Source organism: Blastococcus sp. SYSU D00922, assembly GCF_054050495.1.
In genome coordinates, this window is record NZ_JBJGZL010000016.1 from 67001 (window position 1) to 82954 (window position 15954).

At 73.5% G+C, this 15954-nt stretch carries 15 protein-coding genes; 11 read left to right on the forward strand and 4 right to left on the reverse strand.

Annotation, left to right across the window (positions count from 1 at the left end; genetic code table 11):
- Positions 1-200: 200 nt before the first annotated feature.
- Together ACI78T_RS18590 and ACI78T_RS18595 are read left to right on the forward strand one after the other, a co-directional pair.
- Positions 201-1133, forward strand: coding sequence for a heme o synthase (locus ACI78T_RS18590; RefSeq protein WP_456559609.1), 933 nt, complete (start codon positions 201-203; stop codon positions 1131-1133).
- Positions 1130-1414, forward strand: coding sequence for a hypothetical protein (locus tag ACI78T_RS18595; protein ID WP_456559610.1), 285 nt, complete (start codon positions 1130-1132; stop codon positions 1412-1414). Before ACI78T_RS18590 ends, ACI78T_RS18595 begins: the two co-directional genes overlap by 4 nt.
- Positions 1415-1495: 81 nt before the next feature.
- Here ACI78T_RS18595 and ACI78T_RS18600 read toward each other — a convergent pair whose 3' ends face one another.
- Positions 1496-2440, reverse strand: a complete 945-nt coding sequence (locus ACI78T_RS18600) for a COX15/CtaA family protein (protein ID WP_456559611.1) — start codon at positions 2438-2440, stop codon at positions 1496-1498.
- A gap of 115 nt (positions 2441-2555) precedes the next feature.
- On the opposite strand from ACI78T_RS18600, the gene ACI78T_RS18605 reads away from it, so the two are divergent.
- From ACI78T_RS18605 to ACI78T_RS18640, 8 genes are read left to right on the forward strand one after another with little or no spacing between them, the layout of a single operon-like run.
- Positions 2556-3392 carry a helix-turn-helix transcriptional regulator gene (locus ACI78T_RS18605; RefSeq protein ID WP_456559612.1) on the forward strand — a complete coding sequence of 279 codons (837 nt, stop codon included), beginning with the start codon at positions 2556-2558 and terminating at the stop codon, positions 3390-3392.
- Complete coding sequence (gene sufB, locus ACI78T_RS18610; protein ID WP_456559613.1) at positions 3389-4816, forward strand: Fe-S cluster assembly protein SufB; 1428 nt, start codon at positions 3389-3391, stop codon at positions 4814-4816. Before ACI78T_RS18605 ends, sufB begins: the two co-directional genes overlap by 4 nt.
- The gene (gene sufD / locus ACI78T_RS18615; RefSeq protein WP_456559614.1) at positions 4816-6114 is read left to right on the forward strand and encodes a Fe-S cluster assembly protein SufD; all 1299 of its coding nucleotides are present in this window, start codon (positions 4816-4818) and stop codon (positions 6112-6114) included. The genes sufB and sufD overlap by 1 nt, the downstream gene beginning before the upstream one ends.
- The gene (locus tag ACI78T_RS18620; RefSeq protein ID WP_456559615.1) at positions 6111-6464 is read left to right on the forward strand and encodes a non-heme iron oxygenase ferredoxin subunit; all 354 of its coding nucleotides are present in this window, start codon (positions 6111-6113) and stop codon (positions 6462-6464) included. The genes sufD and ACI78T_RS18620 overlap by 4 nt, the downstream gene beginning before the upstream one ends.
- Before the next feature lie 8 nt (positions 6465-6472).
- Positions 6473-7246: a Fe-S cluster assembly ATPase SufC gene (gene sufC, locus ACI78T_RS18625; RefSeq protein WP_456559616.1), complete on the forward strand. Its 774-nt coding sequence runs from the start codon at positions 6473-6475 to the stop codon at positions 7244-7246.
- Positions 7243-8553, forward strand: a complete 1311-nt coding sequence (locus ACI78T_RS18630; protein ID WP_456559617.1) for a cysteine desulfurase — start codon at positions 7243-7245, stop codon at positions 8551-8553. Before sufC ends, ACI78T_RS18630 begins: the two co-directional genes overlap by 4 nt.
- 10 nt (positions 8554-8563) lie before the next feature.
- Positions 8564-9016 carry a Fe-S cluster assembly sulfur transfer protein SufU gene (sufU, locus tag ACI78T_RS18635; RefSeq protein WP_456559618.1) on the forward strand — a complete coding sequence of 151 codons (453 nt, stop codon included), beginning with the start codon at positions 8564-8566 and terminating at the stop codon, positions 9014-9016.
- Positions 9013-9411, forward strand: a complete 399-nt coding sequence (locus ACI78T_RS18640) for a metal-sulfur cluster assembly factor (protein ID WP_456559619.1) — start codon at positions 9013-9015, stop codon at positions 9409-9411. Before sufU ends, ACI78T_RS18640 begins: the two co-directional genes overlap by 4 nt.
- A 100-nt stretch (positions 9412-9511) precedes the next feature.
- Here the strand turns inward: ACI78T_RS18640 and ACI78T_RS18645 are convergent, their stop codons facing one another.
- Both ACI78T_RS18645 and ACI78T_RS18650 read right to left on the reverse strand, forming a co-directional pair.
- Positions 9512-11320, reverse strand: coding sequence for an SCO7613 C-terminal domain-containing membrane protein (locus tag ACI78T_RS18645; protein WP_456559620.1), 1809 nt, complete (start codon positions 11318-11320; stop codon positions 9512-9514).
- A gap of 39 nt (positions 11321-11359) precedes the next feature.
- The gene (locus tag ACI78T_RS18650; protein ID WP_456559621.1) at positions 11360-13462 is read right to left on the reverse strand and encodes an SCO7613 C-terminal domain-containing membrane protein; all 2103 of its coding nucleotides are present in this window, start codon (positions 13460-13462) and stop codon (positions 11360-11362) included.
- A 131-nt stretch (positions 13463-13593) separates the two neighbouring features.
- Here ACI78T_RS18650 and ACI78T_RS18655 point away from each other — a divergent pair, with 131 nt between their 5' ends.
- Positions 13594-15195: an ABC-F family ATP-binding cassette domain-containing protein gene (locus ACI78T_RS18655; RefSeq protein WP_456559622.1), complete on the forward strand. Its 1602-nt coding sequence runs from the start codon at positions 13594-13596 to the stop codon at positions 15193-15195.
- A gap of 27 nt (positions 15196-15222) precedes the next feature.
- Here the strand turns inward: ACI78T_RS18655 and ACI78T_RS18660 are convergent, their stop codons facing one another.
- Positions 15223-15744 carry a pyridoxamine 5'-phosphate oxidase family protein gene (locus tag ACI78T_RS18660; protein WP_456559623.1) on the reverse strand — a complete coding sequence of 174 codons (522 nt, stop codon included), beginning with the start codon at positions 15742-15744 and terminating at the stop codon, positions 15223-15225.
- Positions 15745-15954 lie beyond the last annotated feature (210 nt).

Here is a 15954-nt window from a genome sequence, read left to right on the forward strand (position 1 = left end):
GGGGGCGCACCGTCGTCGTCGACGTCGGCCCTACCCGCTGCACACGCAGCAACAACGCGATCAACCCTAGTCATCCGCGCTCATGCCGCGACGTGGCCCGTGCCCCGTCCGGGCTACAGTGGCGGGAGTTCACATCCCCGGTCTCGAAGGGACACCCTGGTGCCCTGCTGCCCGCGCGCTGCCGCGCACGAGGGCACCCGGTGACGGCGCTGTCGGAGCGCCGCTCCGCCCCCGCTCACCGCGACCCCGGCTCGCTCCGCGCCCGGGTCGGCGCGTACGTCGCGCTGACCAAGCCGCGGATCATCGAGCTGCTCCTGGTGACGACGGTCCCCGCGATGATGCTGGCCGCCCGGGGCTGGCCGTCCCTGTCGCTCCTGCTGGTCACCCTGCTCGGCGGGACGCTCGCGGCCGGCGCCGCGAACGTCTTCAACTGCTACTTCGACCGCGACATCGACCGGTTGATGAAGCGCACGCAGAACCGGCCGCTGGTCACCGGCGCGGTCACCCCGAAGGCGGCGCTGGTCTTCGGCCTCGTGCTCACCCTGTCGTCGATCGTGCTGCTCGCCCTGACCACGACGCTGCTGGCCGCCGCCCTCGCCGCGGCCGCGATCTTCTACTACGCCGTCCTGTACACGATGGTCTTCAAGCGGCACACCCGCCGCAGCACCGAGTTCGGCGGCGTGCCCGGGGCGGCCCCGGTGCTCATCGGCTGGGCCGCGGTCACGGGGTCGCTCGACTGGCCGGCGGTCGTCGTGTTCGGCGTCGTGTTCTGCTGGCAGATGCCGCACTTCTGGGCCCTGGCCATGCGGTTCAAGGACGACTACGCGCGGGCCGACGTCCCGATGCTCCCGGTGGTGACCACCGACCTGTCGGTGGGCCGGCAGACCGTCGTCTGGGCGTGGGTGACCGTCGCCGTCTCGCTGCTGCTGTGGCCGGTGGCTTCCGGTTACGGGATCGGGCTGGGCTACACGATCCCGGCGGTCCTGCTCGGCGGCTGGTTCGTGCTCGAGTCGCACCGCCTGCTCGGCCGCATCAAGCGCGGCGGCGAGACCAAGCCGATGCAGCTGTTCCACGTGTCGATCTCGTACCTGGCGCTGCTGATGGTCGCGATCGTCGTCGACGCCATCGTGTGAGGCGCGACCTCGCCAACGCCCGGATGGGGCAGTTCGTCGGGGCCGACGGGCGCACGTACTCGCTGACGGCCTCCCGCATCGAGGCAGCCGAGGCCGAGGCCCTGATCGAGGACGGGTGGCCGGTGCTCACCTACTTCGCGGGCGGGCGGTTGGTCTGGCACGACGAGACGGACGCCTGGCCGGCCTGGGCGGACGCCCGCAGTGCCGAGGAGACCGTCACCGCCGGTCGCTGGGAGTCACCCGACGGCTCGCTCGCCGTCGTCCTCGTCTGGCACGACTAGGCCTCGACACCGTGCGCTGATGCGCAGTTCTGGGCGTCGGAATCGCGCATCTGCGCACCCTGTCGGGCTGAGCCGCGCCGGTCAGCGGGCCGCGGCCGCCTCGGGCGTCTGCGCCGCGACGGGCAGCTCGGAGGCCGGGCCGCGCACCGACCAGACGAGCCGCGCGGTGTAGGCGGTGATCAGCACCGCGCCCAGCATGTGCAGCAGCACGAGCGCGATGGGCAGGTCGGTGAAGTACTGGACGTAGCCGACGATGCCCTGCGCCACCTGGACGATCAGCAGGTCGCGCGCCGCCCGGCGGACGCGGCCGGGGGAGTCGGTCGCGTAGAGGGCGACCAGCAGCGCGACGGTCAGGCCGATCAGCAGGAAGACGACGTCGGCGTGCAGCTGGCTGACCAGCTCGGGGTCGAAGCCCATCCGGTCGCCGGTCGGGACGTCGTTCGAGTCGACGTCGCCGCTGTGCGGCCCGCTGCCGGTGACGATCGTGCCCAGCACCAGGACCGCGGCGGTGACGGCGGCGATGCCCCAGGTGAGCAGGACGAACGGACGGCGGAGCAGCGGCTGGCCCACGCCGGGCTCCCGCGACCTCAGCCACAGCGTCGTGGCGAGCGCGACCAGGGCGGCGGAGACCAGGAAGTGCGCGGCCACCGTCCACGGGTTCAGGCCGGTGAGCACCGTGACGCCGCCGAGCAGCGCCTGCGCCGGGATGCCGAGGAAGGTGATGACCGCGAGCGGCCGCAGGTCGCGCCGCGCCGAGCGCCAGACGACGACGACGGTCGCGATCGCCACCGCGGTCAGCACGAAGGTGAGCAGGCGGTTGCCGAACTCGATGGCGCCGTGGCCCGCCAGCTCCGGCGTCGCGACGAAGCTCTCCGAGGTACAGCGCGGCCACGTCGGGCAGCCCAGGCCGGAGCCGGTCAGCCGCACGGCGCCGCCGGTGACGACGATCAGCCCGTTCGCCACGGCGTTGGCCAGGGCGACGCGGGAGACGGTCGCGGGGGAGAAGGCGGAGGGGAGAACCGGCACACGTCGATGCTAGGCGGTGGGGCGCAGCGTGAGGCTGCTCACGAGTCGTCCCCCGGAGGCCTCTTCTTAGGTGCACCTTCCTTGCGAGGTCGCCGAAATAGGACACACTCGTGTTGTGGAAAGCGTTGCGGCACACCCGCGCTCGTCGGCTGCGGCCGACGACGGGCGTACCCGCGACCGCGTCAGCGCCCTGCTCATGGAGCACGGCCCGCAGACCGCCACGGAGCTGGCGGGCCGGCTGGGCATCTCGCCGGCCGCCGTCCGCCGGCACCTGGACTCGCTCGTCGCCGCCGGCCGGCTCGAGGAGCGCAAGGGTGGGCTGGGTGCGGAAAGTCGGGCAGCGCACCGCGGCCGCGGCCGTCCGGCGCGCCGCTTCCACCTCACCGACGCCGGCCGCGCGACCTTCCCGCACGCCTACGACGACCTCGCCCTGACGGCACTGCGCTACGTCGCCGCTTCCGGGGGGCCCGACGCTGTCCGCGCCGTCGCCGAGCAGCAGCTCGCCGGCCTCGAGGCCCGCGCCTCGAGCGCCGTCCAGCAGGCCGTCGACGGCCGCGGCGGAGAGCCCGTCGACCGTGCGCAGGCCCTCGCCGCCGCCCTGACCGCCGAGGGCTACGCTGCCACGGCCTCGGCGATCTCCGGCGGGGGGCAGCTCTGCCAGCACCACTGCCCGGTGGCGCACGTGGCCGCGGAGTTCCCCCAGCTGTGCGAGGCCGAGACAGCGGTGATCGGCCGGCTCGTCGGCACCCACGTGCAGCGGCTGGCGACGATCGCCCACGGCGACGGGATCTGCACCACGCACATCCCCGGGCCACTGCAGTCGAGATCACCGCGCCCGGGGAACAGATCGGCCCCCGAACGCCCTGTACCACGTGAGCCCGCAGCGCCCGATCGCGCGCGCACGAGCACCAGCACCACCCCCACGAACGACCGGGAGAGGACGCCCGCATGACCAGCACCCAGCAGCCGCTGACCCAGGACGAGCAGATCGACCAGCTCGGCCGCTACGAGTACGGCTGGGCGGACGCCGACGTCGCCGGTGCGTCGGCCAAGCGAGGGTTGAACGAGGACGTCGTCCGCGACATCTCCCGCCGCAAGAACGAGCCCGAGTGGATGCTCGAGCGGCGCCTCAAGGCCCTCAAGCTGTTCGACCGCAAGCCCATGCCCGACTGGGGTTCGGACCTCTCCGGCATCGACTTCCAGAACATCAAGTACTTCGTGCGCTCGACCGAGGCCCAGGCCGCCTCGTGGGAGGAGCTGCCCGAGGACATCAAGAACACCTACGACCGGCTCGGCATCCCCGAGGCGGAGAAGCAGCGCCTGGTCGCCGGCGTCGCCGCGCAGTACGAGTCCGAGGTCGTCTACCACCAGATCCAGAAGGAGCTGGAGGACCAGGGCGTCATCTTCCTGGACACCGACACGGCCCTGAAGGAGCACCCGGAGATCTTCCAGGAGTACTTCGGCTCGGTGATCCCGTCCGGCGACAACAAGTTCGCCGCGCTGAACACCGCCGTCTGGTCGGGTGGCTCGTTCATCTACGTGCCGAAGGGCGTGCACGTCGACATCCCGCTGCAGGCCTACTTCCGGATCAACACCGAGAACATGGGCCAGTTCGAGCGGACGCTGATCATCGTCGACGAGGGCGCCTACGTGCACTACGTCGAGGGCTGCACCGCGCCGATCTACAAGAGCGACTCGCTGCACTCCGCGGTCGTCGAGATCATCGTCAAGAAGAACGCGCGCTGCCGGTACACGACCATCCAGAACTGGTCGAACAACGTCTACAACCTGGTCACCAAGCGGGCCGTGGCCCACGAGGGCGCGACCATGGAGTGGGTCGACGGCAACCTCGGCTCCAAGGTGACGATGAAGTACCCGGCCGTGTGGATGACCGGCGAGCACGCCAAGGGCGAGGTCCTCTCGATCGCCTTCGCGGGCGAGGGCCAGCACCAGGACGCCGGCGCCAAGATGGTCCACGCCGCCCCGCACACCTCCTCGACGATCGTATCGAAGTCGGTGGCCCGCGGCGGTGGCCGCACGTCCTACCGCGGCCTGGTCCAGATCGACGAGGGCGCCTACGGCTCCAAGTCGACGGTCAAGTGCGACGCCCTGCTCGTCGACACGATCAGCCGCTCGGACACCTACCCCTACGTCGACGTCCGCGAGGACGACGTGGCCATGGGTCACGAGGCGACCGTGTCGCGGGTCAGCGACGACCAGCTCTTCTACCTGATGAGCCGTGGCCTGTCCGAGGACGAGGCGATGGCCATGGTCGTCCGCGGGTTCGTGGAGCCGATCGCCCGCGAGCTGCCCATGGAGTACGCCCTCGAGCTCAACCGGCTCATCGAGCTGCAGATGGAAGGTGCCGTCGGCTGATGCCGTCCGACAACACGACCGAACTCACCACCGACACCGCGACCCTCGCCGGGGAGCTCTTCGCTCCCGGCGTCGGCGCGCAGGCGGGTCCGCCGACCACGCCGGCCGACTCGACCGGTGTCGCCCCGGGCGCGCACTCGCACGGCGGTCCGGCCCCGACCGGCTCGCCGGCGGAGCGGTTCACCTCGACCGACCCGGACGCCTTCGGCGTCCCCACCGGTCGCGAGGAGACGTGGCGCTTCACGCCCATGAAGCGGATCCGCCCGCTCCTGGACGGCGCCCCGTCCGACGCCCACCTGACCTGGACGACCGACCTGCCCGAGGGCGTCGAGCTGACCAGCGTCGAGGCCGGCGACCCGCTGCTGAAGAGCCTGCCCGAGCCGGCCGACCGGCTCGCCGCGCTCACCCGCCAGCGCAGCGGCGGCGCCGCCGTCGTCCGCGTGGCCAAGGAGGCGCAGCTGGACCGGCCGGTCACCCTCGGCCTGGCCGGCACCGGCTCGGACGACGTCGTGTGGGGCCAGCTCGTGATCGAGGTCGGCGCCTTCGCCGAGGCCACGATCGTCCTCGACCACTCCGGCCTGGCCCGGTACTCCGGCGGCGTCTCGGTGCTCGTCGGTGACGGCGCCCAGGTGAACCTGGTGTCCGTGCAGGACTGGGCGCCCGGTGCCGTGCACGGCGGCCAGTACGACGCCGTCGTCGGCCGCGACGCGACCTTCAAGCAGGTCGTGGTCACCCTCGGCGGCGACCTCGTGCGCCTGGTCAGCAACGTGCAGTACGCCGGACCCGGCGGCACCGCGGAGCTGTTCGGCGTCTACTTCGCCGACGAGACCCAGCACCAGGAGCACCGCCTCTGGGTCGACCACGCCGTCCCGAACTGCCGCAGCAACGTCCTCTACAAGGGCGCGCTGCAGGGCGAGGAGGCGCGCACCGTCTGGATCGGCGACGTCCGCATCCGGCCCGCCGCCACCGGGACCGAGACCTACGAGCTCAACCGCAACCTGGTGCTCACCGACGGCGCCCGCGCCGACTCGGTGCCGAACCTGGAGATCGAGACCGGCGAGATCGTCGGCGCCGGCCACGCCAGCGCCACCGGCCGGTTCGACGACGAGCAGCTGTTCTACCTCTGCTCCCGCGGCATCGACGCCGAGACGGCGCGTCGCCTCGTGGTCCGCGGCTTCTTCGCCGACGTCGTCCAGCACATCGGCGTCGACGCCCTGCAGGACCGGCTCATGCGCTCCATCGAGACCCGCCTCGGCGCGTTGCCGGGTCTCGAGGAGCAGGAGGTCGTGCCGGCATGAGCTTCGAGCGGGTCTGCGCCCTCTCCGACATCAAGGAGCCAGGCTCCCTGAGGGTCGAGCTGGACGACGTCGACATCGCCATCGTCCGGTTCGAGGGCGAGGTCTACGCGATCCAGGACCTCTGCTCGCACGCCGAGGTGCCGCTGTCCGAAGGGGACGTCGAGGAGTTCAAGGGCGCCCCCACCATCGAGTGCTGGCTGCACGGGTCGTGCTTCGACCTGCGCACCGGCGAGCCCACCAACCTGCCGGCCACCGAGCCGGTCGATGTCTACCCGGTCCGCGTGGAGGGGGAGGACGTGTACGTCGACACCGAGTCGAACGGCGCGCTCCCCGCCGCGGCCAGCAACTGAGGAGCGAAGTGTCCGTTCTCGAGATCCGCGACCTGCACGTCACCGTCGGGGAGGGTGACGACGCCAAGGAGATCCTGCGCGGCGTCGACCTGACCGTCCGGTCCGGCGAGACGCACGCGATCATGGGCCCGAACGGCTCGGGCAAGTCGACCCTGGCCTACTCGATCGCCGGCCACCCGAAGTACACGATCACCGGCGGCACGGTGACCCTCGACGGCGAGGACGTCCTCGCGATGACCGTCGACGAGCGCGCCCGCGCCGGCCTGTTCCTCGCCATGCAGTACCCGGTCGAGGTCCCCGGCGTGAGCGTCTCCAACTTCCTGCGCACCGCGGCCACCGCGATCCAGGGCGAGGCGCCGAAGCTGCGCACCTGGGTCAAGGACGTCAAGACCGAGATGGCCGGCCTGGAGATGGACCCGGCGTTCGCCGAGCGCAACGTCAACGAGGGCTTCTCCGGCGGTGAGAAGAAGCGCCACGAGATCCTGCAGATGCGCCTGCTCAAGCCGCGCATCGCGATCCTCGACGAGACCGACTCCGGCCTCGACGTCGACGCCCTGCGCATCGTGTCCGAGGGCGTCAACAAGAGCCGCGAGGACAGCGACGTCGGCGTCCTGCTGATCACGCACTACACGCGCATCCTGCGCTACATCAAGCCGGACTTCGTGCACGTCTTCGTCAACGGCAAGGTCGTCGACGAGGGCGGTCAGGAGCTGGCCGACAAGCTCGAGAACGAGGGCTACGCCGCCTACGTGAAGGGCTCGACGGAGGTCGCATCCGCATGACCCAGCTCGCCGCGCGTCCCGCTGCCGGGGCGCAGGAGCCCCTGCCGCTGGACGTCGAGGCGATCCGGGCGGACTTCCCGATCCTGTCCCGCACCGTGCGGGACGGGAAGCGGCTGGTCTACCTCGACTCCGGCGCCACCTCGCAGAAGCCGCGCCAGGTGCTCGACGCCGAGCGCTGGTTCTACGAGAACGTGAACGCGGCCCCGCACCGCGGCGCGCACCTGCTCGCCGAGGAGGCGACGGGCGCCTACGAGGAGGCCCGCGCCACCATCGGCCGCTTCATCGGCGCACCCGAGCGGGAGATCGTCTTCACCCGCAACACCACCGAGGCGATCAACCTCGTGGCCTACGCGATGAGCAACGCCGCGACCGCCAAGGAGCCGGAGTTCCGGGCCTACGCGGTCGGCCAGGGCGACGAGATCGTGGTCACCGAGATGGAGCACCACGCCGACCTCGTGCCGTGGCAGCAGCTGTGCGAGCGCACCGGCGCGACCCTGCGCTGGCTCGGCCTCACCGACGACGGCCGGCTGGACCTCTCGGACCTGGACACGGTGGTCAACGAGCGGACCAAGCTGGTCGCGGTCACCCAGCAGTCGAACATCCTCGGCACGATCAACCCGATCGCGCCGATCGTCGAGCGGGCGCACGCGGTGGGCGCGCTGGTGCTGGTCGACGGCGCCCAGTCGGTGCCGCACCAGCCGGTCGACGTCACCGAGCTGGGCGCGGACTTCCTGGTGTTCTCCGGCCACAAGATGCTCGGGCCCACCGGCGTCGGCGTGCTCTGGGGTCGCTACGACGTCCTCGACAAGCTGCCGCCGTTCCTCACCGGCGGCTCGATGATCGAGGTCGTGCGCATGGAGGGCAGCACCTTCATGCCGCCGCCGCAGCGCTTCGAGGCCGGCGTGCCGATGACCGCCCAGGTCATCGGCCTGGCCGCCGCCGTCGAGTACCTGCAGGGCCTGGGCATGGACAAGGTGCAGGCCCACGAGGAGGCGATCACCGCCTACGCGCTGGAGAAGCTCGCCGAGATCCCCGGCGTCACGGTGATCGGCCCGGCCGACACGGTGGCCCGCGGCGGCGCGATCTCCTTCACGGTCGAGGGGATCCACCCGCACGACGTGGGCCAGGTGCTCGACGACCACGGCATCGCCGTCCGCGTGGGGCACCACTGCGCCTGGCCGGTCGTGCGGCGCTACGGCGTCCCCGCGACCACCCGCGCCACGTTCTACGTGCACACCGGCTACGACGACATCGACGCGCTCGCCGACGGAATTCGCGCGGCCCAGAAGTTCTTCGGAACTGTGTGAGGCGCGACTGATGCAGCTGGAGTCGATGTACCAGGAGATCATCCTGGACCACTACAAGAACCCGCACGGGCGCGGCCTGCGCGAGCCGTTCGAGGCCGAGGTGCACCACGTCAACCCGACCTGCGGTGACGAGGTGACCCTGCGGCTGCACGTCGAGGGCGACACCATCGCCGACGTGTCCTACGAGGGCATGGGCTGCTCGATCAGCCAGGCGTCGATCTCGGCGATGTACGACCTGGTGATCGGCAAGACGGTGCCGCAGGCCCTGGAGACCGGCGAGCACTTCATGACCCTGATGCAGGCCAAGGGCGACCCGTCGGTCGCCGAGAAGCTCGAGGACGAGCTGGAGGACGCCGTCGCGTTCGCCGGCGTGTCCAAGTACCCCGCGCGCATCAAGTGCGCCCTGATGAGCTGGATGGCGTTGAAGGACGCGTCCGCCCGAGCCTGGGGAGGCACCACGTGAGCGAGACGACCGAGAACCCGACCACCACCGACGAGACCCCCGCCGAGCTGCCGGCCTACAAGTCGGCGCTCATCGAGGACGTCGAGGAGGCCATGCGCGACGTCGTCGACCCCGAGCTCGGCGTCAACGTCGTCGACCTCGGCCTGGTCTACGGCCTGGACGTCGCCGAGGAGGGGGCGTCGCAGGTCGCGATCATCGACATGACGCTGACCTCCGCGGCCTGCCCGCTGACCGACGTCATCGAGGACCAGGCCCGCCAGGCGCTGACCGGCGGCCCCGGCCCCGGCCTGGTCGACGACATCCGGATCAACTGGGTCTGGATGCCGCCGTGGGGCCCCGACAAGATCACCGACGACGGCCGCGAGCAGCTCCGCGCCCTCGGCTTCCGCGTCTGAGGCTTCCGCACCTCCGCTTCTGGGGTGTTCTTCCCGCTCCCGGGGTCCTGCAGGACTCCAGGAGCGCGAGGAACACCCCAGAAGCGCGTTCTGGGCCGGATCAGCGGAGGTCGGCGAGGCGGGCGCCGAACCCCGCGACCGGACGCCGCTCCCGACGCATCCCGAGCGCCAGCAGGGCGCAACCCACCACGAGGGCCGTGGCGAGCGGCCAGGGCAGCGCCCGCACGGTGAAGCCGAGCCCGAGGAACAGCACCGTCCCGGCACCGACCATCAGCGGCGCTCGCAGACCGGTGCGCGCGCCGGCCACCAGCACCGCCGCGGCGGCGAGCAGCACCCACACGGCCCGGTCGCCGTCCGACGTCGTCACCGCCAGGACGGCCGAGGGCACCGCGGCGGTGAGCAGGCCGGGGCCCCACGCGGGCCAGGACGGCCCGTCGACGAGCCGGGGCCCGGCGGCGACCAGCAGCCCGATCGCCGCGGGCAGCGAGTACCACTCGACCGCCGCCAGGTCCGCCGCCGCCGCGAAGAACCAGCCGGCCGCCACGAGCTGAACGGCACCGCCGCGCCAGGCGGTCGCCGACGTCGGGTGCAGCGGGTCGCCGGGGACGTGGGTCCGCCACGCCCAGGTGAGCGTGAAGACGCCCTGCACGGCGAGCAGGACGGCGAGCGTGGTCCGGTGGTGCTCGACGCGGAGCAGCGTCGCCGCGGCCAGCGAGCAGAGCGCGGCCGCGCGCGCCGTCGCGCTGCGGGAGGACGCGTCGAGGCCGGCGCCCACCGTCATCGCCACGCAGTAGAGGACGGTCAGCAGCACGCCCACGGCGACCGGGCCGAGCAGCCGGTCCGGCAGGGCCAGCAGGGCGGCGCCGGCCAGGCAGCCGATCGCGGTCGGCAGGGCCACGGGACGGTCGTCGGGACGCCGGGCGGCGACCAGCACCGTGGGCAGCGCGGTGAGCAGGAGCAGCAGGCTGAGCTCCGACCACCGCTCGAGGCCGACCAGCTGCACGACCGAGAACAGGGCCATCACGGTGCCGGCCGACAACGCGACGGGCAGCAGGAGGCCGCGCCGCCAGCCGGTGAGGACCGCTGCCGCCGTGTTCGCCAGCAGGACACCGGCGTAGCCGGTGAGCGTCATCGCGAGCGTGCCCAGCGACGAGAACGCCCCGGTCACGGCGGCCCCGGCCACGACCCCCGCCACCACCGGGATCGCGACCGGTGGACCGGTGAGCGGTTCGAGCTCCGCGCGGAGCCGGGTGACCAGGAGCCCCGCGGCAGCGGCGACCATCAGCGCCGCGGACAGCCAGCGCTCCCCGCCGGCCCCGTTCCAGGCACTGGACGACCCGCCGACGACCCCGGCCAGCCACCACGGGGCCGTGGTCACCAGCGCGACCTGCGCGACGGCCCGCCGCCCGAAGAGCGCGATCCCCAGGCCGACGAGCGCGACACCGAGGAGGACCGTGGTCTCCAGGGCATCGGGGACCACGTCGAAGGCGCGGAGGACGGCCAGCTGCGCCGCGGCCCACGACGCCAGCGGCCAGCTCGCGGTCGTGGGCGCCACCCGGTGCAGGCCGAGGAAGCCGGCCGCCAGGAGGGCGGCCCAGCCGGGCGCGCCCCCGAGCACCGGTGCCCCGAGATCGGAGCCGGCGAGGGCGAGGCCCGCGGTGGACGCGGCCAGGGTCTCCTCGGAGCTGCGCAGGCCCGTCCGGGCGGCGCGCACGGAGAACCAGGCGGTCCCGGCCGCCAGGACCAGCAGCAGCACGCGGACGGGACCACCGCCGTAGGCGGAGGCGACCGCCGCGCCCGCGCTGACCAGCAGCACGGCACCCACGCCGAGGAGGACCTGCGCCGGCCGGGCGCGGTAGGGCAGGGGCGGCAGCGGCGCCGTCCCGACCGTCCGGTCCACGCTGGTCACCTCGTCACGGTAGGGCGGACGAGGGAGCGTGGCACCCGGTCAGCGCATCTGCGCCACCCAGGCGACGGCCTCCCGGGCCTGCTGGCGGCGGCGCTCGTACGTGGCGCCGACGACGAGCAGCAGCAGCCCGGCTGTCCCGAGCGTGACCCAGCGCGGCAACAGCGGCGCGTACGGCCCGAGCCGGCCGACGGCGACCAGCAGCAGCACGCCCGCCCCGATCACGAACGGCGCCTGCCGGTGGAGGACGGTGCCCACGACGGTGAGCAGCGCCGCCGCCGCGATGACCAGGACCAGGCGGAGCGCCGTCGGGTCGGCGACGACCACCAGGGCGGAGGGGACCAGGGCCACCCCGGCCGCCGCACCCTCCGCCGCCCAGGACGGCGCCCCCGCCCGCAGCTGCGGCAGGGCGACGACCAGCAGCCCGACCGCGGCGGGCAGCGTGTACGCCTCCACCGCCTCGATGCCGGCCCCGCCGACGGCGATCCACGAGGCGACGACGAGGTCCGCCACGGCGACCACGCCCACCCAGCGGCGGGAGGCGACGATCGCGTAGGCGCCGGCCGCGACGCCGGCGATGCCGAGCTGGACGGCGACCTGGCCCCAGGCCCCGACCGCGCCGCTGGTCGCGCCCGCGGCCAGGCCGGCCAGCGCGCCGGCGCCGGCCGCCGTCCACTCCTCGGGGTGGCCGGTGCGGACGGTCGCGACGGCGAAGGCCGCCGCGGCCAGCAGCGCCAGGAGCAGCCCGGCGACGGTCGCGGTGAGGACGCCGTCGGCGCGGGCGAGCAGCAGCGCGCACCCCGGGGCGAGGAGCGCCAAGGCCGTGGCCGGGGGACGCAGCAGCGGGAGGCGCACCGCGGCGAGCACCGCCGGCACCGTCGCGGCCAGCGCCACGAGAGCCAGCGCGCCGTAGCGCCTGTCCTCGGCGAGCAGCAGCGCGTGCGCGCCGGCCAGCAGCCCGCCGCCGGCGACCAGGGCGGCCGTGGGAGCGGTCCGGGGCGCGGTGAGGACGGCGACGGTGAGCGCCACGAGGCCGAGGCCGGCCGCGACCCACCAGCCCTGCTCGCCGGCCGTCGCGAGCGAGCCGGCCAGCGAGAGGCCCAGCACGGCGCCGACGGTGCCGGGCAGGAGCTCGGCGAACCGCGCGACGGGGCGCCGGTGGTCGATCACCAGCGCCGCGGCTCCGGCGAGCACGAGCACGCCGGACGCCGTCCAGGAGTCGCCGGCATCCCCGCTCCACGCCGTGGCCAGGCCGCCGAGCGTGCCGACGACCGCGAGGAACGTCGCGAGAACCGTGGCGACGGGCGCCAGGGAACGCCGCAGGCGGGCGGCGGCCACGAGGTCGGCAGCCGCCGTCCCGAGCGCGACGGCGACACCGGCGGGCCCGGTCAGCAGCTCACCGGTCAGGAACAGGAAGGGCAGGGGCTGGGCCGCGAGCAGCGCGGCCAGCGGCCAGGTGGCGGTCGTGCGGGTCAGCCGTCCGAGCGCGAGCGCCACGACGACGACGACGGCGCAGGACACCGCCCACCACAGGCGCAGCGACATCTCCTCCAGCCGGAAGAGGCCGAGCGCCCGCGCCGCGCCGAGGTCGATGGCGAGCAGCGCCGCGCCGGCGGCGGCCAGCGCCTCCTCGGTGGCGCGGAGCCCGCGGCGGGCGGTCATGGCGGAGGCGGCGCAGGCGACCGCCGTGACCGTGACCATCACGCCCGCCTGGAAGGCGAGGCCGAACCGCGTCCAGGCGACGGCCACGAAGGTGATCGCGGCCGCGACGACCAGCAGCGCACCCAGCCCGAGGAGCACCTCCTGCGGGCTGAGCCGGCGCCGAGGTGCCGCCGGCGGTGCGGGGGCCGGCGGCGCGGGGGCCGACGGATGCCACGACGGCGGAGCCGGCGCCGGCGGCACCCAGGCCGGGGGAGCGGCCGGGACCGGAGGGGCGGCACCCGGCGCGCTGGCGCGCAGCGTGGCCAGCAGCTGGTCCCGCTCGCGGGAGAGCTCGGCCATCGTGGTCCCGATCCGGGCCAGGACCAGGGCGGACTGCGCGGCGGCCGGCAACCCGCAGGACGGGCACGGGCCCGCGCCGATGTCGCCGACCGGCCGTCCGCAGACGGGGCAGGTCGGCACCCACGGGACCCCCTGGGGGTTCATGGGGGCATCCTGGCGCGCCGCGAGACCGCGTGGTGCCGATGCCCGCGGCAACACGCCCGCTCGGGTGATGCCGCCGATGTCACCCCGAAAGCGTTCGGAACATCACCACGTGAGCGCCTACCCTGGGTTCAGTGATCACGACGACCGGCCTGGAGCTGCGCGCCGGCGCCCGCATCCTCATCAGCGGCGCAGACCTCCGCGTGCAGCCCGGTGACCGGATCGGCCTGGTCGGCCGCAACGGGGCCGGCAAGACGACGACTCTCACGACGCTGGCCGGGGAGCGCATCCCGCACGCCGGCAAGGTCGACGTCTCCGGCGAGATCGGCTACCTGCCGCAGGACCCCCGCAGCGGCGACCTCGACATCACCGCCAGCGACCGGGTGCTGTCCGGTCGCGGCCTCGACGTCCTCCGGGCCCAGCTGACCAAGGCCCAGATCGCCATGGCGGAGCCCGCGGACGACGACGAGCGCGACAAGGCAGTCCGCCGCTACGGCCGGCTCGAGGACCAGTTCGCCGCCATGGGCGGGTACGCCGCCGAGAGCGACGCCGCCCGCATCTGCACCAACCTCGGCCTGCCCGACCGCGTGCTGGCCCAGCCGCTGCGCACGCTCTCCGGTGGTCAGCGCCGCCGCGTGGAGCTCGCGCGCATCCTGTTCTCCGACGCCGAGACGCTGCTGCTCGACGAGCCCACGAACCACCTGGACGGCGACTCGATCACCTGGCTCAAGGGCTTCCTGTCCAGCCACAAGAGCGGGCTCATCGTCATCAGCCACGACGTCGAGCTGCTCGAGGCCGTGGTCAACAAGGTGTGGCACCTGGACGCCAACCGCGCCACCGTCGACATCTACAACCTCGGCTGGAAGCGCTACCTGCAGCAGCGCGAGACCGACGAGCGGCGCCGCAAGCAGGAGCGGGCGAACACCGAGCGGAAGATCGACACGCTCAACGCCCAGGCGGACAAGATGCGGGCCAAGGCGACCAAGGCCAAGGCCGCGAAGAGCATGGACAAGCGCGCCGAGCGGCTGGCCGCGGGCCTGGCCGAGGTGCGCGTCCACGACAAGGTCGCCAAGCTCCGCTTCCCGACCCCCGCCGCGTGCGGGAAGACACCGCTCACCGCCGAGGGCCTGTCGAAGAGCTACGGCTCGCTGGAGATCTTCACCGACGTCGACCTCGCGGTGGACCGGGGCGCGCGCGTCGTCGTCCTCGGGCTGAACGGTGCCGGGAAGACGACGCTGCTGCGCATGCTGGCCGGCACCGAGACCCCGGACACCGGCGAGGTGAAGGCCGGGCACGGGCTGCGGGTCGGCTACTACGCCCAGGAGCACGAGACCCTGGACATGGACCGGACGCTGCTGGAGAACATGGCATCCGCCGCGCCGGACAGCACCGCCACGGAGCTGCGGAAGATCCTCGGCGCCTTCCTCTTCTCCGGGGAGACGGTCGACCAGCGGACCGGCACGCTCTCCGGCGGTGAGCGGACGCGGCTGGCGATGGCGACCCTCGTCGTCTCGGGTGCGAACGTGCTGCTGCTCGACGAGCCGACCAACAACCTCGACCCGGCCAGTCGCGAGCAGGTGCTCGAGGCGCTGCGCACCTACACCGGGGCGATCGTGCTGGTCACCCATGACGAGGGCGCCGTCCGCGCGCTCGACCCGGACAAGGTCATCCTGCTGCCCGACGGCACCGAGGACGCGTGGAGCGAGGACCTCGCCGACCTCGTCGAGCTGGCCTGACCGGGCGCCCGCGGTGGGGCGGGCTGCTCAGAAGCGGTACGTCGTCTGGCCGTGCGGGGGGCCGAAGGCCATGACCTTCGCGGGCGCGACGCGGTAGACCCAGGCGCCGCCGGGGGTCTGGGCGCCGGAGTCGCCGACCTCGACGAACTCCTCACCGCGCACCTCGAAGTGCCAGTCGTCCCCGTACTTGGCGTACCAGGCCGACGCCAGCGCACGCAGCTCGCCGGCCTCCGTCACCCGTACCGCCCGGCCCTCGACGACCACGTCGTCCCCGCTGTTCCAGCCGTTCGCACCGGTGCTCCCGGTGGTGACGGCGACCTGCGGGTTCCCGTCGAGGTTGCGTTGCTTCTGCTCGTCGGACCCGGTGCAGAAGGCGAAGGCGCCGTCCTGCCACACGCCCACGAGGGGGACCGCGTGCGGCCGGCCGTCCGCGCGGACGGTGATGATCCAGTAGAGCTGCGCATCCACGAGCACGCGCTCGATGTCGGCCCACGCAGGCGGGGTCATCGACGCGTCGCCGTACCTGGGGTCGATCACTCCGGTCGTCATGCTCGTTCCGACTCCGTCCGCGCGGCCGACTCATCGGCCGCGCTCAGCCGCGGAACCGGGGGGGGGGGGGGGGGGGGGGGGGGGGGGGGGGGGGGGGGGGGGGGGGGGGGGGGGGGGGGGGGGGGGGGGGGGGGGGGGGGGTGGGGGGGGGCGGGGGGGGGGTCGTGGTGGGGTTCGGCCGGGGCGCGGGCCTGGCGGGGGGCGAGCACG